Consider the following 24,607-nt stretch of genomic DNA (forward strand, 5'->3'; position numbering starts at 1 on the left):
AGCTCTATGTTTTAATGCCTTGCATCTTTTCATTGTCCTATCGGCGAGGCTCAAAATTCACTCCACTTTAATCTCCATTCTATTTACCACCGCCATTGCTGGGGTAATTAGCATCAGTGCTGCCGCCATTTTTTCATTTGCGCTGCTTTCAAAAGCAGTTGAACGTATGGTGAGTTTATCGGTAGGCATCATGCTGTCCACCGCGTTTTTACATGCACTACCGGAAGCATTTGAATCACAAGCGGACACGCACGGTTTATTTGCCTTGCTGCTGGGTAGTCTACTGGGATTCTTCCTGTTAGAAAAATTCGCCATTCTGCGTCATTCGCATCACCACGAAGGTGACGGACATCATCACGCTCATGGTCATGACGCGCGTGAAGCTGGCAAATCCGGCTGGATGATTTTAGTTGGCGATGGCATGCATAATTTTACTGACGGGATTTTAATTGCTGCCGCTTTTTTAGCTAACCCACAATTAGGTATCGTGACTGGCTTAGCGATTATTGCGCATGAAATTCCACAAGAAATTGGCGACTTCATCGTGTTACTGAACGCCGGATTCACCCGCCGCCGCGCATATATGTATAACCTGATTTCCAGCCTGATGGCAGTGGTTGGTGGCGTTTTAGGTTACTACACACTGGAAAGCGCGAGTAATTTAATCCCCTACGTATTAGTTATCGCTTCATCCGGCTTTATCTACATTGCAGTGAGCGACTTAATGCCGCAAATGCAGCGTCGCGCCACGATGCGCGAAACTATTCCGCAAATTATTTTAATCAGCATTGGTGTGTTGATTGTGCTGTTTTTAACCGGGCAGCAACATTCGCATTAACAATCAATGCAAAATAAATATCGCCAGTACCCGACTTAATTTGCACACAAAGTTGACACGTAAAGCCAGCAAAACTAATACTGATGCTGGCTTTAGCGATGTTATAAATGTCTAAGAGGTTGGTTTAATATTCATCATTTCCGATTGAAACCGACTCACAGTGCCGTCCGGCATGCTTGCCAGAACACTGAGTCCCGGCACCTTCAGCGTGCCATCGTCATATAACTTACTACTGAAATTGGCGACTATACGAGTCCCATCGGCAAAACGGGTTTCCTGCACCTGCCCATCCGCATTTTTCCAACTAAATTTGGTTAACGCCTGAAATGCCAGGCGCTGATGTAATGGCCGGAAGAAATCATCCAGATGCTTTAAATAAGGTAGCCGCTCGGCATTAGTATCCAGACTCAGATTGAGTAACGGCGCTACGTTATATAGTTGCGCCAACAGTTCAGTGGTTTGACGTGTTTCCGGAAATTTCAAACTATCGATTAGCCAGTGATGAGTAGTGATGATACTGTCGTGAAAGGCGGCCTGAAACAGCGGCAGCCGGGTTGCCGGGTCAAAATACAGGGCGCGGTAAACCGGCTTAATGGCGGCAGCCCTGAAAAATACTTGCGGCTGACTTTCCGGAAACCAGCGTCCCATAAAGTAAGGAGATGCGCTGTTATTGCGCATGTCCGGATCGCGCCAGCCAAAGCCGTTGGTTTGCAGCCCGTGGGCAAAGGCAATACTGCGATTGACCGTAGCATGGCCATTTTCCGAACCGACCACCAGCCCCAGATTATTGCTGATCCACGCCATGCCAGCCTGCCGGCTTTCAGCATCTTGTGCCTGTGAAGTAGGTTTGGCTGGATCCATGTCGTCAAACAACATGCCACTGGCATCGGCATCGATAAACCAACTGTTATAACCACTTTCATATTGAATATCGCGCACCCGTTGCTCCAGAATCGGGCGGATGCAGGCGGAATTGGTGTACACACCCTCCCCCTGAAAACCGGATCTGCGCTGACCATCGTCCTGCATAATGCCGCAGCGCTCAAATGCGTCCTGCCCCAGATGAGACGAACTCCAGTCCTGATTTCCGTTATCTGGCAGCGCCGTATTATAAGAATCGTAAGGCGCGATTAAATAACCCGCTAAACGCGCGGCGGCAATCGCTTCGGGGTGGGCATAACCGGCTTCCCACTGCGGCAAACCCAGCCATAGACGGCTTAAGCCAGCCTGCTGCAATGCGGCGATCATTTTTGTAGAAGCACCTTCACCCCAACGCTCCGGATTAATCAATACCTCGCCAAATTGTTGAATAGCATAATTTTTGCGCTGACGGATTGTTTGTACATCATTGCCGGCAAAGCGGCTTTCCAGTGCGGTATTGAGATTATCAATAAGCACCCGTTGCAGCCAAACTTCGTTGCTAGTGGCGAGCTGACGCAAGGCCTGTTGGCCGACGTCGTCAAATTTTCCGATCAGCCTGGGCAGTTTCTTTAAGCGAGTTTGCAGACCACGCCAGTCGCGCACGTCGGTAAGCGCCAATAACCGGCTACCCCATAAATAAGCATGACTGGCACCGATCAAGGCTTCGCCATCCTGCGCGGCGGCAAGTTTGGACTCCAGGGAAATGAATCGCCCCTGTGCTTTCAGCCATTTCCGGTATTCCAGAGCTGGTGCCAACCAGTTAGCATCATTCAGGCTGATCTGTATCTCGTAAGGTGCCGGGCTGGTAAAACGATGCTCTGCCACCAGCGCAATGCCGTTTGGCTCCGGCGTAAAATGCAGGCGATTATGGAACGGATTAATAAACAGTACCGATAACACTTGATCGCCATGATCCAGCCCCAGCACGGGCAAGCTTAAACCTTCGGTGGTGTCGATATCGTTATAGTCGCCAGCAAGCGCATCGCGCCAGATGCTGTGCTGTGCAGGTATATAGTTCCCTTCAGCTAACGGCAAAATCAAGCCGCGCGCGCCGGAAGGTATCAGTGGCCATTGCATGACAGAAGTAGTAGATGAGCTGAAGCGCACTATCAGCTTGTGTCCATCCAACCGCGCGTTGACCTGAATGCCGGTATCGCCCAGACGCCAACTGGCCTCGGATGCGCTGTTCTTCAGGCTCATCACGCGGTCTGTGTTTTGCGCGCTGGAAATAACAAGGCGTTGGCCGTCGGGCAGTTGTGCCGTAGCGCTGAGAGTGGCCGGATCAATCTCTATAAGCCAATCAGGAGAAGACAGAGTAAGCGCCTGCCCGGATAGAGGTAGGAGTAGGATAAACAGGAGGAAGTAAGTAGCAAGTCGAATAAAGTAGGGAGGAGGCATGGGCAATTAACTGGTCACAAAAGAAGAAGGCAATATGACAAGCTAGAACAGTGTTTGTTTCTTCAAAGGTAAAATCAACTACGAGACAGTCAATGCAAATTACATTTCATTCTTGAATTTATTTATTCACTGGATAATATTAATCGCATGAACATGCGCCTCTTGTAGCCGCAGAACGATGAAACCAATTAGATTGGTTAATAGTAATGGAGGCAATAAGGCGATATGTATTTCTTTTATAGACAAAGAGTGCCCAAAATGCGATCGACTTATGCGCCAATCCTAGCGCTGTTGTTGATACTTGGATGTGTAACATCAGCAAAAGCAGAAGTGCCGAAAGAACTACGTGTCTGCGGAGATCTGGCTGAATTTCCGCCCTTCACGTATTTTGTGCGAAACGAAACGCAAATTTCACAAGTCGTTGCTGGCTACAATATTGATGTCTTGAACGAAGTCCTAGCCACCTCCAATAGGAGCGCCATAGTCACTTTACTGCCATGGAAGCGTTGTCAGGCGGTTGCAGCTCAGGGACAGTACGATATTGTATTAGATATTTCCAAAGCACCTGTACGCGAGCACGATTTTGCTTTCACCAAAGTTGTATATACCCTCAATACAATTTACATCTACAGCATGGAGCGGCCCGAGCCAATAATTAACTCCACAGATGACTTTAAACGGTTTAGTTTCTGTATCCCAATCGGCTGGGAGCTTACGCAATTTAACATTCCAGTTAAATCCATAACAGGTCAGCCTTATAGCTCAAAGCAGGCAATTGAAATGCTTAAAGTAGGGCGTTGCGATGTGGCGATATACTATAAGGAACTCTTGCGCGGAGATCGTCTGATTGGTAGCGGCGGCATTCTCAACGACCCGAAAATAAAATATAAACTGGTTCCTGGACTTCCAAAACCTGAATTTTTTATGGCAGTAAGTCGTGCATTACCTTACAGCGACGATCTGGTGCAATTGCTTAATAGTGGAATCGAGCAAATGAAAAAAACGGGAGAAGAAGAGCGTTTATTACGGCTATATAATTTGCGCTAAGCTACGCTAACCTAACTTTCGTCATTTACCTGCTTCTATCATCAAACATAATACGCCACCGTCGTCATCACCTTGGCCATGCCAGTCATCAAGTGTTTAACGGGTAACGGCAAATCTGCCGCGCCTAATGCTTGTGCTGCTGCGCCGTGTGCAATTTCGTCGTCACGCATTTGCTCAACAATCGCCCGTGACTTAACATCATTGGCCGGCAAATTTGTTAAGTGACTATTTAAATGCGCTTCCACTTGCCGTTCTGTTTCCACCACAAAGCCAAGACTGGCTGCGTCGCCTACTTTGGCGGCAATGGCACCGCAAACAAAGGCACCTGCGTACCAAAGTGGGTTAAGCAGGCTCAGGTGTGAGCCGAGCTCACTAATCCGGTGCGCCGTCCAAGCCAAATGATCTTCTTCTTCGCGCCCGGCTTGCACAAATTGCAGCTGCAATTCTTTGCTATGCGAAAAAAGCCCTTGTGACTGATATAAGGCTTGCGCGCACACTTCACCAACATGGTTTACCCGCATTAAGCCGGCACTATGACGACGTTCTTTGTCATCAAGTTGGCTGTCCGCACTATTTTCTATTATTTTTTTAGCTGGATTTGGCCGGCTGTCTGTCGCCACGCCATTGACTACACGTAACGATTTGTCCAGCATCGCAATAAATAAATCAGTTTTATTTAACAAGTCATTACCTATCATTTTAATAATAAATTGTTGTCCAATAACAACGATTTGGTGGTTGGTTTGGTATTTTAATCATATTTCCTTTGCCCCGCGACAAGAATTTTGATGAAATAGCGGCCTTTGCAGGTTATTGCAGGTTATTACAGATAACTTTTATAAAACAGCAGACCGGTGGGGTTCAGGCTAAATAACTTTAGCCCAGTTTCAAACCACCCTAACTGCTTACGTAGTATTAACACTTTTTGGAAAATATTTCATGAAAAAATCACTTTTAGCCATCGCCGTTTTAGCTTCTTTTGCTGGTGCAGCATCTGCACAATCTTCTGTAACCGTATTCGGTACTTTAGACGCTGGCATGACATACGCAAACACTGGTACTCAAGCACCACTGAACACTGCTAACGACAAATGGTCTATGGACAGCGGCGTTTCACAAGCTTCATTCATCGGCTTCAAAGGCGTTGAAGATTTGGGCGGCAATTTGAAAGCTATTTTCCAATTAGAAGCTGGCATTCAAATTGACAACGGTACTAGCTCACAAGCTAATACATTGTTCAACCGTGCTTCATGGGTTGGTTTGTCTGGTGACTTCGGTACTGTAACTGCTGGTCGTCAATTCACACCATTGTATGAAGCAGTAAAAACTATCGATCCATTCCAATTGGGTATGGCTGGTTCAGCATCAAACTTGATGAGCACTGGTGGCGCGAGTATCGTAAACGGCGCAATTGTTGCCGGTAACTCAGTTACTAACGTTGCTCAAAACAACTCATTGCGTTATGCATCACAATCAGTAAGCGGTTTGTCTGCAATAGTTAACTACTCATTCGGCGAACAAGCTGGTAACACTAACGCTGGTCGCGATATCGGCGCTACTGTTAACTACGCAAATGGTCCATTGTCATTGTTGGTTTCTTACGATGGCGTAAAAACATTGGATGACACTACAACACTGCAAACAACTTTGTTGGGCGGCGTAGCTGACTGGGCACAATTCGGTTTCCCACTGAAAACTAGCATCGGTTATGCAATCAACAAGGGTTCGGATGTTGTTGGCGTTGCAGATGTTGATTCACGCGATTTGATCATTGGTTTGCGTTTGCCTATGGCTCAACATGAAGTGTTAGCTTCATTTGTTCACAAAGATGACAAAACTACTGCTGATTTGAATGCTGAACAATTCGCTTTAGGTTACACATATGCAATTTCCAAGCGTACTGTGTTGTACACATCAGTATCTAAGATGATCAACAAAAACGGTGCAGCTTACACAGTTGGCAATGCAAGCAACACTGGCTACGGCGTTAAAGTGTTTGATTTCGGTATCCGTCACTCGTTCTAATTTATTAAGAGACAAGCAACCTCGGTTACTTTAATCTTAATATGAAAAACGGCAGCTCAGGCTGCCGTTTTTTTATGGGTTAATCGTTTATTCAACGATCCCCAATATGAATAAAGTTTAATGAAAGCAATATCGCGCTCACACTATAATCCAATCTACCGTTAATGGCCTGAGGAAACACACTCATCGGCATTATCGGCAATTAGACTCTTTGTGATGAGGTATATAAATGCTTTGGTTTGTTCGAATCGCACTAAAACGCCCGTACACGTTTGTCGTGTTAGCGTTACTCATACTCATTTTCGGTCCGCTGGCAGCACTGCGCTCGCCGACCGATATTTTCCCCGATATTAAAATCCCCGTGATTAGCGCGGTGTGGACGTATTCAGGTTTATCACCTGAGGATATGTCGGGGCGGGTTGTTTATTACTATGAACGGCAGCTTAGTTCGACCGTGAATGATATCGATCACATTGAATCTCAATCATTGGCCGGCTATGGGATTGTGAAGATATTTTTTCAGCCGAATGTGGATATCCGTACCGCGACGGCGCAGGTTACTTCCATTTCCCAAACCGTGCTAAAGCAAATGCCGCCCGGCATTACACCACCCTTAATCCTGAATTACAACGCCTCGACTGTGCCGATCCTGCAACTGGCGCTGTCCAGCATTCAAGAAACAGAACAAAAACTTTTCGATTTTGGGCAAAACTTTATTCGTCCACAACTAGCCACCGTGCCAGGTACGACGATCCCATCGCCTTACGGCGGCAAAGTACGACAAATTCAGATCGACGTGAATCAGGAGGCGCTACAGGCCAAGCGTCTGTCGGCGGAAGATGTTGAAAACGCGTTAGCCGCGCAAAACCAGATTATTCCGGTCGGTACGCAAAAAATTGGCAAGTTTGAATACAGCGTCAAATTGAACAATAGCCCGGACGCCTTTGAAAAGCTCAGTGATTTACCGATTAAGGCTGTCGACGGCACCATTATTTACATGCGTGACATCGCCAGCATCCGCGACGGTAATCCGCCGCAAACTAATATTGTGCGGGTCAATGGCAGCCGTGCGGTGTTGATGACGGTGTTAAAAAGTGGTGCAGCTTCCACGCTAGATATCGTCAGCAACGTCAAAAAATTACTGCCTACGATTGAAGAAACTTTACCGAAATCAGTGCATATCAATGCGATTGGCGACCAGTCTATTTTCGTTAAAGCAGCTGTCAGCGGCGTAGCGCGAGAAGCGGTGATTGCCGCATTGCTAACCAGCTTGATGATTCTGCTGTTTTTGGGTAGCTGGCGCTCAACGCTGATTATTACTGCCTCGATTCCATTGGCGATTTTATCCTCCATTGCAGCGCTGTATGCAATGGGCGAAACGCTCAACATTATGACCTTGGGCGGGCTGGCATTAGCAGTCGGGATTTTAGTCGATGATGCGACGGTCACTATTGAAAACATCAACTGGCATCTGGAGCAAGGTAAAGAAGTGCGCACCGCAATTATGGATGGCGCACATCAGATTGTCGGCCCGGCGTTTGTGTCTTTACTGTGTATTTGTATCGTATTTATCCCGATGTTTTTCTTGAGCGGGGTAGCGCATTATCTGTTTGTGCCGATGGCAGAAGCGGTGATGTTTGCCATGATCGCCTCCTTCATTTTGTCACGTACCTTGGTGCCGACCATGGCGGCGTATTTGCTGCGCATGCATAGCATTGATGGCCATCCGTCCGGCGAACTACTCCAGATGATGCAGCCGAATCACATCACACCGTCTCATTCAAAAAACCCTCTGGTACGGTTTCAGCAAGCGTTTGAGCGCTTATTTATTCGAATACGCGATGTGTATTATGATTTTTTACGGCTGGCGATGGAAAACCAGCGCAAATTCGTGATTGGCTTTTTGAGCATTGTGTTGCTGTCATTTGCGCTGGTTCCATGGTTAGGCAGAGACTTCTTCCCTGCGGTCGATTCCGGTCAAATTAAATTGCATGTACGAGCGCAAATCGGTACCCGGATTGAAGAAACCGCCAAATTGTTTGATCAGGTTGAACAGCAAATCCGGACCACAATTCCAAAAGAAGAGCTGGGCAGCATTGTAGACAATATCGGTTTGACCGTCAGCGGTATTAACCAGGTCTACAACAATACCGGTACCATCGGCCCGCAAGACGGCGATATTTTAATTTCGCTCAATGAAGGTCATGCTCCTACTGACGACTATGTGACGAAGCTGCGCAAACAATTGAGTCAACAGTTCCCCGGTACGACCTTCTCGTTTTTACCTGCCGACATCATTAGCCAAATTCTTAACTTTGGCGCGCCAGCACCGATTGATGTACAGGTAATGGGGCCAAATGGCGAGGCCAATATGGCTTATGCACAAAAGCTGTTACGTGAGATCAGTAACATATCCGGCATTGCCGATACCCGGATTCAGCAAGCAAATAATTACCCGCAGTTGTTAGTGGATGTGGATCGCACCCGCGCCAAACAGATGGGTATTACCGAGCGTGATGTCACTAATAGTCTGGTTGTCACCATGGCCGGTAGCGGTCAAGTGGCACCGGCGTTCTGGTTGAATAAGCGTAACGGCGTGTCTTACCCGGTCGTGGCCCAAACACCTGAATACCGGATTCAAACTTTATCCGATCTGCAAAACATACCTATCGCTGGCGACAATGTGAAAGGCCCGCAAATTTTGGGCGGCTTAGCTACAATTACCCGCAGCAGCACGGCGGCGGTCGTTTCGCACTATGCCGTTCAACCGGCGATTGATATCTTCGCAACGCCGCAACATCGCGATCTGGGCGGTGTTGCTTCGGATATTGAACGCATACTCAAGGCCAATGAAAAAGACCGCCCTAAAGGATCCACAATCAGCTTGCGCGGCCAGGTGCAAACCATGAATACCGCATTTAGCGGCCTATTGTTCGGCTTGCTGGCGGCGGTTGTTCTGATCTACCTGTTAATCGTCGTCAACTTCCAGTCCTGGAGCGATCCTTTCGTGATCATCACCGCGTTGCCTGCGGCATTGGCCGGTATCGTCTGGATGTTGTTTGCCACGCACACCACGTTGTCGGTACCTGCTTTAACCGGCGCGATCATGTGCATGGGGGTGGCAACAGCCAATAGTATTCTAGTGATCAGCTTTGCCCGTGAACGCTTGCAACATACGGGTAACTCGACCAAAGCCGCATTGGAAGCCGGTTTTACCCGCTTCAGACCGGTGGTGATGACCGCGCTTGCGATGATTATCGGCATGGCACCGATGGCGCTCGGTTTGGGCGAAGGCGGCGAGCAAAATGCACCATTAGGCAGAGCCGTTATTGGTGGTTTAATGGCCGCCACGGTAGCTACTCTTTTTTTCGTACCTATTGTTTTCAGCATGGTACATAGACACTATCAACACACTCAATCGAATGAAAATACGTCGGACGGAGAAACAAATGAGTTCTAATGAAATCAAGACCCCGGCGCCCCGTCGTCTGCCAGGTAATTTAAAAGTAATCGCACTGATTATCGTCGCCATTGCAGGTGCAGTTGTGGCCTATGGGCTGATCAGCCGCTCCAGAGATAAGGCCGCATTGGTGAGCCAGGCTCAAGAACGCTTAATTCCAATAGTGAAGGTCATACAGCCAGCCAGCCGCGCGGATGCCCAACCGTTGACGTTACCGGGTACCTTGCAGGCATTTTATTCAGCCACCGTGTATGCAAGGGTCAGTGGTTATTTAAAACATTGGTCAGTGGATATTGGCGCGCCGGTTAAATCAGGACAACAACTGGCTGACATTGAAACGCCGGAACTCGATCAACAATTAAAGCAATCGGAAGCGAATCTGGAAACCGCATTGGCGAACGAGCGCTTAACTGAAATCACCAGTAAGCGCTGGCAGCATTTATTAGCCAGTGACTCGGTATCGCAGCAAGAAGCGGATGAAAAAAGCGGCGACTATGATGCAAAAAAAGCACTTTCTTCTGCTGCACGCGCCGATGTTGATCGGTTACGGGTGCTGGAGTCATTCAAACGTATTACCGCGCCATTTGACGGCGTCGTAACAGCCCGTAAAACCGATATTGGTGCCTTGATTAATGCCGGACATGATTCTGGACATGAATTATTTACCGTCGCAGACGTACACAAACTGCGCCTCTATGTGAACGTACCGCAAAGCTACGCCAATTTAATTCAGGTCGGCATGAAGGCCAAACTGGATGTACCGGAACATCCGGGGCAAACGTTTGATGCCTTGCTCGCCAATAATTCACGCTCAGTGAGCGAAGGCTCAGGAACCATCTTGGTTGAACTGGAAGTGGATAATAAAGACGGCAAACTGCTACCCGGCGAATATGGCAATGTGCATTTTGATCTGCCGCGTGACATGAAGGCAGTGCAAGTACCAGCCAGTGCCCTGTCGTTCCGCAAAGAAGGGTTAACGATTGCCACCTTAACGCCAGATAACCGCGTGGCATTCCGCGTAGTTAAGATCAGCCATGATTTAGGCACGGTAGTTGAAATTGACTCCGGCCTGGCCGCCACAGACCGGCTCATTGACAACCCGCCAGATTCATTGGAAAACGGTGATCAGGTACGTCCAGCAGCCGAGCCGGCTCCTTCATCAACTGCATCGGCAGGAGGAGCCAAGTCATGAGAGTTAAGCGCTGGACCGCAATGGCAGCAGGCGTCGCTATTTTAGGCGGTTGTTCGCTGGCTCCGGTTTATCAAACCCCGGCCGTGAGCATTGCCACCGATAGCTGGAAAGACCAGCCGTGGCAATCTGCCCAACCCGCCGACGATCTGCCGCATGGTCAGTGGTGGCAGATTTACGGCGACCCAACTCTGGATGCCTTAGAAGCCAAAATTGATCAGGATAATCCGACTTTGGCAGCTGCTCTGGCGCGCTACGACCAAGCCACAGCCTATATCCGCCAATCGCAAGCTGCTCAGTTACCAACGCTTGATTCAGGCGCCAGTCTGACCCATAACCGACAATCCGATCACCGGCCATTACGTGGCTCCAACCAACCTGACGTGTATTCAGCCAACACGATAGGCGTTGGCTTGAATTACGAGTTGGATGTATGGGGCCGGGTGCGTAATTTGGTGGAGTCAGCCAAAGCCGGAGCGCAAGCCAGCGCCGCCGATCTGGAAAGTGTTCGTCTAAGCTTGCATGCGCAGTTGGCCGACAATTATGTGCGCCTGCGCGGCGTGGATGCACAGGCCAAATTACTTAATGACACGGTGAGTGCGTACACCCGCGCGTTGAGTTTGACGCAAAACCGTCATGCAGGCGGCGTCGCTTCCGGGCTGGATGTGGCACGAGCAGAAACACAATTAAGTTCAGTACGGGCGCAAGCTGCGGATATTGCCTCGCAACGTGCGCTTTTTGAACACGCGATTGCCAGTCTGACCGGGCAACCGGCAATGAATTTTTCACTACCAATGTTATCCGGCACGATGGCGATTCCTCACACGCCGGTGGGAATGCCATCAACATTACTACAGCGCCGGCCAGATATTGCCGCGGCTGAACGGCGCACAGCAGCAGCCAATGCCAATATTGGCGTCGCCCGCGCAGCATATTATCCGAGCATTTCTTTGGGCGCTCTGTTTGGGGTGCAAAATACCGGCCAGGCAGGTTTGCTGAGTGCGCCGAATAATTATTGGACACTGGGCCCGTCAGTTGTTTTTAATCTGTTTGACGGTGGACTACGTGATGCTAAAGTAACGGAAGCGCGCGCCGCTCTAGACCAAACCGGTGCTGAATATCGTGCCACGGTGCTGGCCGCTTTTCAGCAGGTGGAAGATGATTTGTCGCGCCTGAAGTACGACCATGAAGGTGAACTTGATCAGAACGCCGCAGTCCAATCGGCGGAAAAAACGCTCACGCTGGCGTTTAACCGTTACCGCGAAGGGGCAGTCAACTACCTCGAAGTAGTGACCGCACAGGCAGCGGCGTTGGCTGCCGAACGTAGCGCGCTGGATTTACACACGCAACAATTACGCACCAGCGTAGATCTGATTCGCGCCTTGGGTGGTGGCTGGTCTCAAGAACCGGACCAAAATCAAGCGACGGCAAAAACAGCCATGCAACCCTAAACTACCAACTCGACCAACTTAGGATTCATCTCAACTATGGCAACCTCCGTGGCAAACCCACTCGCACTCCGAGTTCTCACGATTGAAGATGATCCGATTACGGCCGAAGAAATTGCGGCCGAATTGAGTGCGCATGGATTTTCCGTTGAGATTGTGAGCGACGGCACCATCGGTTTAGACAAAGCCTGCAAGGGCAACTATAACGCAATCACTTTAGACCGCATGTTGCCCGGCCTAGATGGCTTAAGCATCGTTACCCGCTTGCGCGCCGCGGGTATTAACACACCGGTATTAATGATCAGTGCACTCAGCGATGTCGATGAACGAGTGCGCGGCTTACGCGCTGGCGGCGATGATTACCTCACCAAACCCTTTGCCACCGATGAAATGTCGGCTCGCCTGGAAGTATTATTGCGACGCAGACAAACTCCCGCATTGGTCGTTACCTTGCAAGTCGCCGACCTTTCCATGAATTTAATGGAGCGCAGTGTGCGGCGCGGTGAATTAACTTTAGAATTAAAAACCACCGAATTCCGTTTACTCGAATACATGATGCGTAATTCAGATCAAGTGCTTACCCGCAGCATGATCTTTGAAGCGGTCTGGAATTACCACTTCGACCCTTACACCAACCTCATCGAAGTTCACATGGCGCGCTTACGCAAAAAAATTAACTTACCCGAGTTAACTCCACTGATCCATACGGTGCGCGGCTCAGGCTACTTACTTGGTGTGCGATGAAGAACACGCTGCTTGAACACTGGCGTGTCTCCACCTTCAGGCTGGCGATGCTATTTGGCGTGCTGTTTATTATCGGTAACGTCGCCTTACTCAACTTGATTTACTGGCAAACTTCCAGCTACCTGGTGCATCGTATCGACGATAGTATTTATACGATGTCGGCCAATTTTAAAAATTTATCACCGGAAAAAGTACTGATTCAAGTCAACGATGCACTGGAATACGATTTACGAAAATCAAATCTATACGGCTTATTTAGCGCCGATAAAAAAGTCATTTCAGGCAATATGGACTCCTTCCCCAACGGCTTGTCCGTGGATGGGAAAATTCATCAATTCGCCCACCGTGGTATTTCCCCTTACCTTCCGAATGGTGCTGCACCGGCCGACGTTACCAACTCAAATATCGGCTTAGCTCGCGCTCTGGTGCAGCGTTTGCCCAACAACGACATTCTGATCATCGGCCGCGACTTTACGCAACTCGCCGAAATTAAAGCGATTATCCTGAACGCCTTAATCGGCAGCGGTGCCGTCATTTTATTCATCGGCCTACTCAGTGGCTTTGCCTTAAGCCTCAGCCCGTTACGCAGAATTAATGCGATACGCACGACTAGCCGACGCATCATGCAGGGCGAGCTAAGCATGCGCATGCCGGTTTCAAATCGGCATGATGAGCTGGATATGCTGGCAACTATCGTCAATACCATGCTGGAAGAAATTGAACGTTTACTGACTGAAGTAAAAAGCGTCACCGACACCCTTGCGCACGATCTGCGCACGCCACTAACCCGGCTGCGTTTAATGCTGTACCGGGCACAGCAACAACTGCCATCGGACAATCCCCAGCACTATCTACTGGAAAATGCACTGACTGAAACGGACGCCTTGCTTGGACGTTTCCGCGCCCTGTTGCGCATTTCTGAAATTGAAAATCGCCACAGAAAATCAGGCTTTAAATCCATCAACCCAAGCGATGTGCTGCATCAACTGATCGAATTATTTGAGCCGTTAGCCGAAGATGCGTCAGTCACATTAAGCCTGCAATGCGACGCCACCGACAACATAGATGCCGACCCCGATTTACTGTTTGAAGCCATCAGCAATCTAGTCGATAACGCGATTAAATTTACGCCAGTCGGCGGCTCGGTACTCATTCAACTAAGCCAGCCGAACGACACGCCGCGCATTGATATTATTGACACCGGTTGTGGCATTCCCATTGCCGAGCGCGAAGCCGTATTACTGCGTTTTCATCGTAGTAATCAACCTGGTCTGCATCAAGAAAAAGAAGGCTATGGACTGGGGCTAAGCATTGTTGCCGCTGTCGTGCGTTTGCATGGATTTAGCTTGCAGTTTCAGGAAGCTGAAACTGGCACGCATTTGACGGTGTTGTGTACACGAGAATGACATTAATGACGGCAGGCGTATGCAAGCTAGCCGGTCCTCATCAAATCAAATACCGTCATTCCATCAAACTTCGTCATCCCCAAATGCTTTAGTCGGGGATCCAGTGCACTCGTGCAAAGCACGACTGGCCAAACCGCACTTTTTAGGGACACCGGGCACAAAATGCCTTCAATGCCCGATTAACGAGCTCCTGGATTCCAACCTGCGCAGTAATGACCGTTTATTAAGGTATAGCTTTTTAACGTGTTGAGCTTAACGGAACGGCGTTACCCACGACATAAAATAGCTGCGTTTCACCATAAAAAAATGCCGTTCAATTTACATTGAACGGCATTTTTAACGTTGTTGGCTTGTGAAAGCCATCAAATCATTATCAACAAATTAGAACTTTGTACGCAGACCAACAGCGTAGATGTAGTTACTTGTGTTGTAGATCAATGATGAATACGCATCACCTTTGTATTGTGAGTACAACACGCCAGCATAAACGTCAGTACGTTTAGTGAAGTGGTAGTCAGCTAACAAAGAGTATTCATAGATATTGCCAGATGGTTGAGTAGCAAAACCATTTACTTTGTTTGGCGCGCCAGTTGCTGACAAACCTGTAAAGTCTGAAGATGATTTTGACTGGATATCATAGAAACCAACAGCCAAGTTAAATGCTGAAGTGAAGTTGTAGTCACCACCAGCAAACAAAATGTCTGTAGTTTGGTTAGCTGCATTAAAGTCTGCAGTATTTGCCGCTGCAGTTGGGATGTTACCAATTGCATAGCCATTGATTGTTGTTGCGCCCAAAGCAGCTAAGCCATTTGACGGTGCTTTGAGTGTGAAGCTTTCATAGCCAGCACGTACAGTTGCGTCGCCGAATGCATATTTAGCAGCAACGAAATACGATGTTGTATCGTAGTTAGTTACGTTGATATCGTTAGCTGTTGCACTGTTAGTTTCTTTCAATGCATCTGTGTAAGCTTGGTATGCAGCGTCGATGCTGAAACCAGCAGCACTGTAGCCACCGAAAAATGCGTAGCCTGATTCTGCAGATGACTCACCAGCAACGCCGCCAACTTTGTACATAGCACCAATTCTGAAATCACCGATAGTGTTTTTGTATTTGATGCTGTTGTCTTGACGAGTATTTTCAGTAACACCACCGCCGCCACCGTAAGTTCCTGAGAAACCTAATGGTGAGAACAATTGCGCATTTTGTACTGGATCGTAAGCTACAGCCATATCGTAGATCGGAGCATAGTTACGACCTAAAGTGATAGTACCCCATGCTGCATCTGACAAACCAACGAAGGCTTGGCGGTTAAACAATTGGCCATTCAATGATGAAGGAGCTGAAACTGTACCGGTAGTACCGTTTCTGTTGTTTGCCAATGAAGCTGCAGCGTTGTTGATGTTACCAGTTGGTAAGTTGAAGCCTGATTCCAATGTGAAGATAGCTTTCAAACCGCCGCCCAGATCTTCAGAACCACGGATACCCCAACGTGAATCAGAGATACCGCCGTTAAACATACCGGAAGTTGAGTTATTTACACCTGGTGTAACAACGCCAGTTGCTGAAGTTTGTGGAATTTTAGTCGCGCTGATTGGATTTACAGTACCTGGGAAATTTGCATCGCCAGACAAAGAATGATTAACCGTACCGATAGCTGCATCTAATACGCCATACAATTCAACTGATGAACCGTTTGATGATTGCGCATACGCGCCATTTGCGGCAAACAGCATAGCAATGCTTAAGCCGATAATTTTCTTGTTCATTGTTCGTCCTTTAAGATGTGATGAGAAAGTAATTCGTTATTTTGTCTGGGCAATGCATGCAATCAGGTTTAGCTTGATCGCTACATTCCCTTTATGGAAACAGAGCTTAGTTAAAACCATTAATTAATTCGGTAGCAAGGCTAAAACGAGTCTACAAATTGGTGTTTCGCTTAGTGCAGGTCTGTTAATTCGGCCATTACTGAATCAAGGCTGAACTATAATAACCAATAATGACAACTCGATGACATTTGCGTTGCAACAAAACAACAATTTCTTTATGATATGTTAAACAATGCGATTACCTCTGCGCATCGCAGCAATCCTTAGAACATTCGAAAATAGTCATCTTATTTAAATATGAAATATGTCAGTTACATGACATGTGCACCGCAACAAAACGACAATGTAGTAATCAGTTTCATGACATGAATATGCTGTTTTCATTTCAAAAATGACAAATACGGCGTCACAATCGTTAAATTTTCCAAACCCACATACTCCCCCTGTTTTTTATAAAACTTAACGTACTGAATGCTTTCCCTGTCGATTAAAAAACTATTTTCGACAGTATATTTAAAGCTCGCTGTGAATATTTGAAGATTCACTAATTTATAAAAAATAATACCGGGGTATGCCAAATAATTATTCCACACTTTCGGCTAGCACTCATTCCCGCTCGATCGGGAATGAGGCTGTTTGTGTTTTGAAGGTCGGAGTAAAACCGCAATGACAATCTACGGTTTGATATTGAGGGGAAAATTAACTCTAATGCGCCTTATCCCAATTCGGCCCCACGCCCACTTCAGCGATTAAAGCCACTTTTAAGGTAGCAACCTGTGCCATCAGCTCAGGCAATTTTTGCTTAACCAGCGCCAATTCATCTTCCGGCACTTCCAGCACCAATTCATCATGCACTTGCATAATCATCTTGGATTTTAAGCTACTGGTTTCCAACCACTGCTGCACCGCAATCATTGCCAGTTTAATTAAATCAGCCGCAGTACCTTGCATTGGCGCGTTAATCGCCGCACGTTCAGCGCCTTGGCGACGCTGTCCATTGGATGAATTAATTTCAGCCAGCCACAAGCGTCGTCCAAACACGGTTTCGACATAACCCTGCTCACGAGCCTTCACCTTGGTCTCGGCCATATAGTGCGCAACACCGGGATAGCGGCTGAAATATTTGTCGATATAACTTTGCGCTGCCGCCCGTTCAATGCCTAAATTACCAGCCAGACCAAACGCGCTCATGCCGTAAATCAAACCGAAATTAATCACCTTGGCATAACGGCGCTGCTCACTACTTACTTCAGCTGGAGTAATCCCAAAAATTTCAGCGGCAGTAGCGCGATGCACGTCTTCGCCTTCGGCAAAAGAGCGTAACAAACTCGCATCACCAGAAATATGCGCCATGATGCGTAATTCAATTTGTGAATAATCCGCCGACACAATCACACTACCAGCCGACGCGACAAAGGCTTCGCGTATCCGCCGCCCTTCCACGCTACGAATCGGAATGTTTTGCAGGTTTGGATCATTCGACGCCAAACGTCCAGTAACGGCGACCGCTTGCGCGTAATTGGTATGCACCCGACCAGTGGTGGCATTCACCATTTTCGGCAATTTGTCGGTATAGGTGGATTTCAATTTCGCCAAGCCACGGTTTTCTAATAACACTTTGGGCAAGGGATAATTTTCCGCCAGTTTCTGCAGCACTTCTTCGTCCGTTGACGGCGCACCGGAAGGCGTTTTTTTAACAACTGGCAATTGCAACTTACCAAATAAAATCTCGCCTAACTGCTTAGGTGAATTCAAATTAAATGGCTGCCCGGCTAACTCATACGCCTGCTGCTCTAACTCCAATAAGCGCGTGCCAATTTGATTGGATTGGGTCGCCAATAATTGCGCATCAATCAGCACGCCATTACGCTCGATTTTTTGCAGCACCTGCGCAGTTGGCAATTCGATCGCCTTATATATATACAGCAGCTTGGCATCGTTTTCGACTTGTGGAAACATCGCCTGATGTAGTTGCAAGGTGATATCAGCATCTTCGGCAGCGTAGTTAGTTGCCAGAGCAATATCGACCTGGTCAAAACAAATCTGGTTAGCACCTTTGCCGCAGACTTCTTCAAAACTAATCGTTTTGCGCTCTAAATGGCGCATCGCCAGGCTGTCCATATCGTGTGATTTATGCGACTCAAACACGTATGATTGCAGCAGCGTGTCGTGCGCAACGCCGCGTAACGTTACGCCGTGATTGGCAAAAATATGACTATCGTATTTTAAATTCTGACCGACTTTACGTTGCGTATCATCTTCCAGCCACGACTTTAAACGTGCCAAAACAAAGTCACGCGACAACTGTTCCGGCGCATCGGCGTAACGATGCGCGACTGGGATATAAGCCGCATGACCCACTTCGCAACACAAGGAAATTCCCACGAGTTGCGCGGTCATCGGCTCTAAGGACGTAGTTTCAGTATCGATAGATGTCAATTCAGCTTGCTGGATTTTTTCCAACCACTGGTTCAATGCAGCTTCGGTCAAAATTGTTTCGTAATTAGTAGCAACAGCGGGCTTCACAGTCACTGGAGCTACTTGCGCTGAAACCTCAGGCACATTTGTTTTTTCTGAAGCGCTTACTTCTGCTCCCCCGGCTTGCTGCGCTGTCGCATCACGTAACCAGCTTTTAAATCCGTAGCGGGTGAAAAAATCAATCATGGCCGCGTTATCTTCAGGCTGCGCCACTAACGATTCAGTAATGGACTTGCTGTGCGCAGATAAATCGCAATCGGTTTTAACCGTCACCAACACACGCGCTTGCGGCAACCAATCTAAGGCCTGACGCAAGTTTTCACCCACCACGCCGCTGATTTCATTGGCATGCGCCATCACGCCATCCAGACTGTCGTACAAACCCAGCCACTTCAATGCTGTTTTAGGGCCGACTTTGGCAACGCCGGGTACGTTATCGACGGTATCGCCGATCAAGCTTAAGTAATCCACAATCCGGTTCGGCGGCACGCCAAATTTAGTGACGACACCAGCCACATCCAATTTTTCATTAGTCATGGTGTTAATCAACGTAACGTCCTGATTAACCAATTGCGCCAAATCTTTATCACCGGTGGAGACGATGCATTTCAAACCTAGCTTGACCGAATCGACTGCCAAGGTCGCAATCACATCATCCGCTTCCACACCTTCCACCATTAAAATCGGCCAGCCCATATTACGCACCACTTCGTGGATAGGAATAATTTGCGCTGCTAAATCTTCCGGCATGGAAGGACGCTGGGCTTTATATTCAGCGTATAAATCGTCACGAAATGTTTTTCCTTTTGCATCGAATACACAGGCCATGTATGCTGAAGGATAGTCGCTGCGCAGACGGCGCAACATCGAGATCATGCCGTAAATGGCACCAGTAGGCTGATTCGTTGCATTGCGTAAATCTGGCATCGCATGAAAAGCACGGTACAAATAACTGGAACCGTCGACTAACAATAAGGTTTTTTGCATAAGGTATCTAATGAGTGAGAATCGAAAAAATATTTTAAAGCTAAGACAAGTCACCGACCAGCAACGCTCAACAACCGTTAAAGCCAGTGAATCATGGAATTTGTTGACGATTATGGCAGAATTTATCGAGTCTACCGAGCGTTTATCTGAAGTCCGTCCGGCTGTTACTATCTTCGGTTCTGCGCGTACTAAACCCGATGATCCGTTCTATCTGAACTGCGTTGATTTATCCAGAAGGTTATCGGACGCCGGATTCTCCGTCATTTCCGGCGGCGGCCCGGGCATTATGGAAGCCGCTAATAAAGGTGCGTTTGCTGGAGCTTCATCGTCTATCGGGCTCAATGTTGAATTGCCTCGCGAACAAAAACCTAATCCCTGGCAAGACATTTCCATTTCATTCCGCCATTTTTTCGCTCGCAAAGTCGCCTTCGTGAAATATGCCGATGCGTATGTCATTTATCCAGGCGGTTTTGGCACCTTGGATGAAATGACGGAAGTGTTGACCTTAATTCAAACTGGAAAATCACGCCATATTCCAGTTATTTTAGTTGGCACTCAGTTTTGGAGCGGCTTGCTTGACTGGCTGCACAGTGCCTTATTAGGTAATCAGATGATCGCTGAAAAAGATTTAGAATTAATTCAGTTAATTGATGAGCCCAGTAACATCATTGATGCCATTTTTGCTTTTTATGAAGCGCAGGACATTGAAGCTGTCGATGATGGATTACATCGTTTATTGTAGGTTTATTGTAATTCTGAGTCTTTATTATCTGGGTACTTTGCTACAATGCAGCATAACTACTGCAAACAACCAAAAAATATTATGAAAACAACTTCTAAGTTAGTTTTAGCCCTGGCATTTTTTTGCATCGGCATGGCAGGTGTAGCGGTGGCAGCAGAGGCGCCACCGGCTGACACTCCGCCAAAAATGGATAATTTAGATGAGGGCGACCCTGCCGTCACCAACCTCAAAAAAGCCAACGTCAAACAGACTCAGCAAACTATCCAAAATGGTGAGCAGACTGAAGTTAAAGTCACCAACGGCATTGGAACCTATATAGTCAAACCAAACCAAGGCGTAGGCACGTCTTTGCCAGGTGACGCGTCAAGTAGCAGCAATCATGCAGCGCAATGGGTTATCAAAAGCTGGGGCGGAAGTAAAAATACTGAGCCTGCTGACGATGCGCCACCAACATTGCAACCTAATCCAAATGCGCCTCCGAGTAGCACACCCAAAAAATAATGGGTGCTCGACTAGTTCATTCTTACTTTCTAAATCTATCTCATGGCAGTATTTACTCCGGTCAGCTTAGCTGACCTAAGCGCTTGGTTGCTCCAATTCCCACTCGGACGCGCCCACGCTATCAAAGGCATTTCATCCGGCATTGAAAATAGTAATTTTTTCATTACAACCGATGCCGGTGACTATGTGCTGACGATTTTTGAAAATCTCAGCTTTGAACAGCTGCCTTTTTATCTGCATCTAATGGATCATCTGGCGCAGCGCGGCATTTTAGTCCCTGCACCGGTTGCCAATAATGCCGGTCAACTAGTCAGTCTGCTACATGGCAAACCCGCGGCAATTGTGAGTAAATTAAGCGGAACTAGCCAGATGGAGCCAAGCCCGTTGCATTGCGGAGAAGTAGGCACAATGCTGGCGAAAATGCATTTAGCCGGCCAAGATTATGATCTACAGCAAGACAATTTGCGCGGCTTAGCATGGTGGACCGAGACCGCACCGAAAGTTCGGGACTTTCTGAGTCCTGAGCAATTACAGTTATTATCAAGCGAGCTGCAACATCAGCAGACTTATGCAGCAAGCGCGCCGTACCAAACCTTAGCGCGCGGCCCCATCCACGCTGACTTATTCCGCAACAATGTCATGTTCGATGGAACCAGACTGACCGGTTTTTTTGATTTTTACTTTGCCGGCTGGGATACGTTAATTTTTGATTTAGCTGTCACGATCAACGATTGGTGTATACATTTAGAGTCCGGGGAACTCGATCCGGCGCGTGTATCTGCATTGCTGAATGCCTACCAACAAGTGCGCCCGTTAAGCACTGAGGAACAAAGCGCCTGGCCAACAATGTTACGTGGTGCTGCACTACGTTTTTGGCTATCGCGCTTATTTGATTTTTATCAGCCGAGAGAAGCGCATATGCTGACTCCGCATGATCCTGCCCATTTTGAACGAATTTTACGCAAACGTTGCGAACAATAATTATGAACAAACTTCCCGCAAATACCGGCTGGCTCTGGGTAAAACAAGGTTACCAGTATTTTAAGCAGCAACCGATGGAATTCTCTTTGCTCTTTTTGAGCTACCTGTTTTCAGTACTGATACTTGGATTTATTCCTTTCCTAGGGCAATTATTAGCCTTTATTTTCTTACCTTTATTTACCCTCTCGTTTATGCAAGCATGCAGGGAGATAGATCAAGGCGCACGGGTTCATCCCAGATTATTGCTTTTTGGATTTCGCTCACCGCAAGTAGTCAAATTATTGCAGCTTGGCATGCTGTATTTAATTGCAGCCGTCACCGCACTTGGCGCATCCACACTGATTGACGACGGCGTGCTTTGGCAAGTCGTTACTGGTCAAATGGAATTAACGGCAAAAAACGTGGAAGGCACTAATATGTCCGCCGCCATGCTGTTTGCCATGCTGATCTACATTCCTGCGCTACTGGCATTTTGGTTTGCCGGGCCGCTGATTGCATGGCAACAAATGCCTTTATTTAAGGCGATTTTTTATAGTTTTATTGCCTCAGTCAGGGCAGCACGTGCTTTTTTTGTGTATGGCATAGCCTGGTTTGCCGTGGGCGGAATCTTGCCCACGATATGTAGCGTGCTAATTGCCGCCATCATCGGCAATCCAAATATGATTTTTATGATCGTGATGCCATTGTCTATGGTACTCACCATCATTTTGTATTGCTCGTTTTACCCAAGCTATAAATCAATATTTGGTCAGGCCGATGCTATTGAATCATCCACTATTTCATAACTGTGGGTGATTTCAGCGGTTTTTTCCAACATGATCGACGCTGAACAGTATTTCTCGTGCGACAACTTAATAGCCCGCTCAACTGCACTGACCTTAATGTTGCTGCCAGAAACCGTAAAATGAAAATGAACCTTGGTAAATACCTTAGGTTCTTTTTCAGCGCGTTCGGCAGTTAATTTAACATCGCAATTGGTAATCGTCTGACCACCTTTACGCAAAATCAACACCACATCGTAAGCAGTACAGCCACCAGTACCCAACAAAACCATTTCCATTGGACGTGGCGCTAAATTACGGCCACCGCCATCTGGAGCGCCATCCATCGCTACGACATGACCAGAACCTGTTTCTGCTAAAAAAGTCATTCCCGACTGCCCGGTCCAACGCACTGTACATTCCATCGCCCTGTTTCCTCATGTAATTTGATCGAACTTTATTGTAGCTTATAGTTTCTTAGCAAATATTACTTTAGGCCTAATTCATCTAACGTTTGCGGCGTTGCAATATCTAATCCATAGAATGAAAATAATTGAGTTCCCCCTCTATTTAGCCAAAATATCTTGCGCTGCACAATTTCCTCACCTATACTCATTTCATCGCTAGTTTCTGTGAATGCCGGAACTAGCAAGCTTTGTCTCCTCCACCTCCAAAAGGTGGACTTCAACCCGAAATAAAACTATTTCGGGTTTTTTTTCGCCTATTTCCTGCACATTTTTTAAGCTTTCCTTGACACTAAGTCTTTGAAAAGATTATAATTTGCGGCTTTCCATCTCGCTTATGGGAAAAAGATACAAGGATGAGTCTGTAAATTGCTTATTATTTACGTTTTAAGCAAAAGAACAGAACCGCCATTTAAGCGAATTAACTTTAATTAGGAAGTCATCATGAAAACCTTCTCCGCAAAAGCACACGAAGTGCAGCGCGATTGGTTCGTGATTGACGCGACGGATAAAATCCTCGGACGTGTTGCCAGCGAAGTGGCACTCCGATTGCGCGGCAAACACAAACCAGAATTTACACCACACGTAGACACCGGCGATTTCATCGTTGTTGTTAATGCAGGCAAACTGCGCGTGACTGGTACTAAAGCTCTGAACAAAACATACTATCGCCACACTGGTTACCCAGGTGGTATCTATGAGACTAACTTCCAGAAAATGCAAGAGCGTTTCCCTGGTCGTGCTCTGGAAAAGGCTGTTAAGGGTATGTTACCTAAAGGCCCACTGGGCTATGCCATGATCAAAAAGCTCAAAGTGTACGCTGAGGCAACTCATCCACACTCTGCCCAGCAGCCTAAAGTACTCGAACTCTAAGGAATAGACATGATCGGTAACTTCAATTACGGAACCGGCCGTCGCAAGAGTGCAGTAGCTCGCGTCTTCCTGAAATCCGGCAGCGGCAAGATCGTTGTTAATGGCAAACCAGCCAATGAATATTTTTCTCGTGAAACTGGCTTGATGGTTATCCGTCAACCGTTGGAACTGACTAATCACCTCGAAACTTTCGATATCATGATTAATGTTCACGGCGGTGGCGAATCTGGCCAAGCTGGTGCAGTACGTCACGGTATTACTCGCGCGTTAATCGATTACGAAGCAACATTGAAACCAGAATTGTCAAAAGCTGGTTTTGTTACTCGTGATGCTCGCGAAGTTGAACGTAAAAAAGTCGGTCTGCGTAAAGCACGTCGCGCTAAGCAGTTCTCGAAGCGTTAATCTACCAACGCTACGCAAAAAGCCGCCAAGTTTCGACTTGGCGGCTTTTTTGCGCACTTTTTTTATTTTACAAATCAAATTAAATGCCGTAATGTCACCAAATCAACTTCATTTC

General features: G+C 47.4%; 20 protein-coding genes. 14 read left to right on the top strand and 6 right to left on the bottom strand.

What is annotated here, in order from left to right; genetic code table 11:
* Window positions 1–76: 76 nt before the first annotated feature.
* On the top strand, window positions 77–838 hold the full coding sequence (locus tag S2091_RS08180; protein WP_243405361.1) for a ZIP family metal transporter: 762 nt from the start codon (window positions 77–79) through the stop codon (window positions 836–838).
* Window positions 839–949: 111 nt separating this feature from the next.
* Here the strand turns inward: S2091_RS08180 and S2091_RS08185 are convergent, their stop codons facing one another.
* Window positions 950–3,157: a glycoside hydrolase gene (locus S2091_RS08185; RefSeq protein WP_105531311.1), complete on the bottom strand. Its 2,208-nt coding sequence runs from the start codon at window positions 3,155–3,157 to the stop codon at window positions 950–952.
* Window positions 3,158–3,415: 258 nt separating this feature from the next.
* On the opposite strand from S2091_RS08185, the gene S2091_RS08190 reads away from it, so the two are divergent.
* Window positions 3,416–4,204 (top strand): substrate-binding periplasmic protein, encoded by a 789-nt coding sequence (locus S2091_RS08190; RefSeq protein WP_165794948.1) that lies wholly within the window; start codon window positions 3,416–3,418, stop codon window positions 4,202–4,204.
* 41 nt (window positions 4,205–4,245) lie between these two features.
* On the opposite strand, the gene coq7 is transcribed toward S2091_RS08190, so the two are convergent.
* On the bottom strand, window positions 4,246–4,902 hold the full coding sequence (gene coq7 / locus S2091_RS08195) for a 2-polyprenyl-3-methyl-6-methoxy-1,4-benzoquinone monooxygenase (protein ID WP_105531313.1): 657 nt from the start codon (window positions 4,900–4,902) through the stop codon (window positions 4,246–4,248).
* 241 nt (window positions 4,903–5,143) lie between these two features.
* Between coq7 and S2091_RS08200 the strand changes: the two genes are divergently transcribed.
* The 6 genes from S2091_RS08200 to S2091_RS08225 all read left to right on the top strand — a co-directional run bounded on the left by S2091_RS08200 (window position 5,144) and on the right by S2091_RS08225 (window position 14,476).
* Window positions 5,144–6,229 carry a porin gene (locus S2091_RS08200; protein ID WP_105531314.1) on the top strand — a complete coding sequence of 362 codons (1,086 nt, stop codon included), beginning with the start codon at window positions 5,144–5,146 and terminating at the stop codon, window positions 6,227–6,229.
* A gap of 229 nt (window positions 6,230–6,458) precedes the next feature.
* Window positions 6,459–9,689 carry an efflux RND transporter permease subunit gene (locus S2091_RS08205; protein WP_105531315.1) on the top strand — a complete coding sequence of 1,077 codons (3,231 nt, stop codon included), beginning with the start codon at window positions 6,459–6,461 and terminating at the stop codon, window positions 9,687–9,689.
* Window positions 9,679–10,881, top strand: coding sequence for an efflux RND transporter periplasmic adaptor subunit (locus S2091_RS08210; protein ID WP_105531316.1), 1,203 nt, complete (start codon window positions 9,679–9,681; stop codon window positions 10,879–10,881). The genes S2091_RS08205 and S2091_RS08210 overlap by 11 nt, the downstream gene beginning before the upstream one ends.
* Window positions 10,878–12,329, top strand: coding sequence for an efflux transporter outer membrane subunit (locus tag S2091_RS08215; protein ID WP_105531317.1), 1,452 nt, complete (start codon window positions 10,878–10,880; stop codon window positions 12,327–12,329). The genes S2091_RS08210 and S2091_RS08215 overlap by 4 nt, the downstream gene beginning before the upstream one ends.
* A 48-nt stretch (window positions 12,330–12,377) precedes the next feature.
* The gene (locus S2091_RS08220; RefSeq protein ID WP_243405353.1) at window positions 12,378–13,070 is read left to right on the top strand and encodes a response regulator transcription factor; all 693 of its coding nucleotides are present in this window, start codon (window positions 12,378–12,380) and stop codon (window positions 13,068–13,070) included.
* Window positions 13,067–14,476 (top strand): sensor histidine kinase, encoded by a 1,410-nt coding sequence (locus tag S2091_RS08225; protein ID WP_105531319.1) that lies wholly within the window; start codon window positions 13,067–13,069, stop codon window positions 14,474–14,476. The genes S2091_RS08220 and S2091_RS08225 overlap by 4 nt, the downstream gene beginning before the upstream one ends.
* 381 nt (window positions 14,477–14,857) lie before the next feature.
* Here the strand turns inward: S2091_RS08225 and S2091_RS08230 are convergent, their stop codons facing one another.
* Window positions 14,858–16,243 carry a porin gene (locus S2091_RS08230; protein WP_105531320.1) on the bottom strand — a complete coding sequence of 462 codons (1,386 nt, stop codon included), beginning with the start codon at window positions 16,241–16,243 and terminating at the stop codon, window positions 14,858–14,860.
* Between the two features lie 765 nt (window positions 16,244–17,008).
* Complete coding sequence (gene polA / locus S2091_RS08240) at window positions 17,009–19,768, bottom strand: DNA polymerase I (protein WP_105531322.1); 2,760 nt, start codon at window positions 19,766–19,768, stop codon at window positions 17,009–17,011.
* A 10-nt stretch (window positions 19,769–19,778) separates the two neighbouring features.
* Between polA and S2091_RS08245 the strand changes: the two genes are divergently transcribed.
* The 4 genes from S2091_RS08245 (at window position 19,779) to S2091_RS08260 (ending at window position 22,777) form a co-directional block, all read left to right on the top strand.
* A complete protein-coding gene (locus S2091_RS08245; protein ID WP_105531323.1) occupies window positions 19,779–20,510 on the top strand; it encodes an LOG family protein in 732 nt (243 codons plus the stop codon).
* A gap of 81 nt (window positions 20,511–20,591) precedes the next feature.
* Entirely contained in the window at window positions 20,592–21,011 is a 420-nt protein-coding gene (locus tag S2091_RS08250; RefSeq protein WP_133166881.1) for a hypothetical protein, read from the top strand.
* 42 nt (window positions 21,012–21,053) lie between these two features.
* Window positions 21,054–21,992, top strand: a complete 939-nt coding sequence (locus tag S2091_RS08255; protein ID WP_105531325.1) for a homoserine kinase — start codon at window positions 21,054–21,056, stop codon at window positions 21,990–21,992.
* 2 nt (window positions 21,993–21,994) lie between these two features.
* A complete protein-coding gene (locus tag S2091_RS08260; RefSeq protein ID WP_105531326.1) occupies window positions 21,995–22,777 on the top strand; it encodes a BPSS1780 family membrane protein in 783 nt (260 codons plus the stop codon).
* Here S2091_RS08260 and S2091_RS08265 read toward each other — a convergent pair.
* Both S2091_RS08265 and S2091_RS24010 read right to left on the bottom strand, forming a co-directional pair.
* A complete protein-coding gene (locus S2091_RS08265; protein ID WP_105531327.1) occupies window positions 22,741–23,178 on the bottom strand; it encodes an OsmC family protein in 438 nt (145 codons plus the stop codon). The two genes, S2091_RS08260 and S2091_RS08265, sit on opposite strands and share 37 nt — an antisense overlap.
* A gap of 62 nt (window positions 23,179–23,240) precedes the next feature.
* Complete coding sequence (locus S2091_RS24010) at window positions 23,241–23,405, bottom strand: hypothetical protein (RefSeq protein WP_165794949.1); 165 nt, start codon at window positions 23,403–23,405, stop codon at window positions 23,241–23,243.
* Window positions 23,406–23,661: 256 nt separating this feature from the next.
* Between S2091_RS24010 and rplM the strand changes: the two genes are divergently transcribed.
* Window positions 23,662–24,090 carry a 50S ribosomal protein L13 gene (gene rplM, locus S2091_RS08270; RefSeq protein ID WP_105531328.1) on the top strand — a complete coding sequence of 143 codons (429 nt, stop codon included), beginning with the start codon at window positions 23,662–23,664 and terminating at the stop codon, window positions 24,088–24,090.
* 9 nt (window positions 24,091–24,099) lie between these two features.
* Window positions 24,100–24,492 (top strand): 30S ribosomal protein S9, encoded by a 393-nt coding sequence (rpsI, locus tag S2091_RS08275; RefSeq protein WP_105531329.1) that lies wholly within the window; start codon window positions 24,100–24,102, stop codon window positions 24,490–24,492.
* Window positions 24,493–24,607: the final 115 nt, after the last annotated feature.

Source organism: Solimicrobium silvestre, assembly GCF_002976435.1.
Lineage (GTDB): Bacteria > Pseudomonadota > Gammaproteobacteria > Burkholderiales > Burkholderiaceae_D > Solimicrobium > Solimicrobium silvestre.

Bases quoted from the DNA above. Each gene is read 5' to 3' on its own strand.
- S2091_RS08190 (WP_165794948.1), top strand. From the start codon at position 3,416: ATGCGATCGACTTATGCGCCAATCCTAGCGCTGTTGTTGATACTTGGA.
- S2091_RS08245 (WP_105531323.1), top strand. From the start codon at position 19,779: ATGAGTGAGAATCGAAAAAATATTTTAAAGCTAAGACAAGTCACCGAC.
- rplM (WP_105531328.1), top strand. From the start codon at position 23,662: ATGAAAACCTTCTCCGCAAAAGCACACGAAGTGCAGCGCGATTGGTTC.
- coq7 (WP_105531313.1), bottom strand. From the start codon at position 4,902: ATGATAGGTAATGACTTGTTAAATAAAACTGATTTATTTATTGCGATG.
- S2091_RS08225 (WP_105531319.1), top strand. From the start codon at position 13,067: ATGAAGAACACGCTGCTTGAACACTGGCGTGTCTCCACCTTCAGGCTG.
- rpsI (WP_105531329.1), top strand. From the start codon at position 24,100: ATGATCGGTAACTTCAATTACGGAACCGGCCGTCGCAAGAGTGCAGTA.
- S2091_RS08250 (WP_133166881.1), top strand. From the start codon at position 20,592: ATGAAAACAACTTCTAAGTTAGTTTTAGCCCTGGCATTTTTTTGCATC.
- S2091_RS08265 (WP_105531327.1), bottom strand. From the start codon at position 23,178: ATGGAATGTACAGTGCGTTGGACCGGGCAGTCGGGAATGACTTTTTTA.
- S2091_RS08260 (WP_105531326.1), top strand. From the start codon at position 21,995: ATGAACAAACTTCCCGCAAATACCGGCTGGCTCTGGGTAAAACAAGGT.
- S2091_RS08255 (WP_105531325.1), top strand. From the start codon at position 21,054: ATGGCAGTATTTACTCCGGTCAGCTTAGCTGACCTAAGCGCTTGGTTG.
- S2091_RS08210 (WP_105531316.1), top strand. From the start codon at position 9,679: ATGAGTTCTAATGAAATCAAGACCCCGGCGCCCCGTCGTCTGCCAGGT.
- S2091_RS08215 (WP_105531317.1), top strand. From the start codon at position 10,878: ATGAGAGTTAAGCGCTGGACCGCAATGGCAGCAGGCGTCGCTATTTTA.
- S2091_RS08205 (WP_105531315.1), top strand. From the start codon at position 6,459: ATGCTTTGGTTTGTTCGAATCGCACTAAAACGCCCGTACACGTTTGTC.
- S2091_RS08230 (WP_105531320.1), bottom strand. From the start codon at position 16,243: ATGAACAAGAAAATTATCGGCTTAAGCATTGCTATGCTGTTTGCCGCA.
- S2091_RS08200 (WP_105531314.1), top strand. From the start codon at position 5,144: ATGAAAAAATCACTTTTAGCCATCGCCGTTTTAGCTTCTTTTGCTGGT.
- S2091_RS08185 (WP_105531311.1), bottom strand. From the start codon at position 3,157: ATGCCTCCTCCCTACTTTATTCGACTTGCTACTTACTTCCTCCTGTTT.
- polA (WP_105531322.1), bottom strand. From the start codon at position 19,768: ATGCAAAAAACCTTATTGTTAGTCGACGGTTCCAGTTATTTGTACCGT.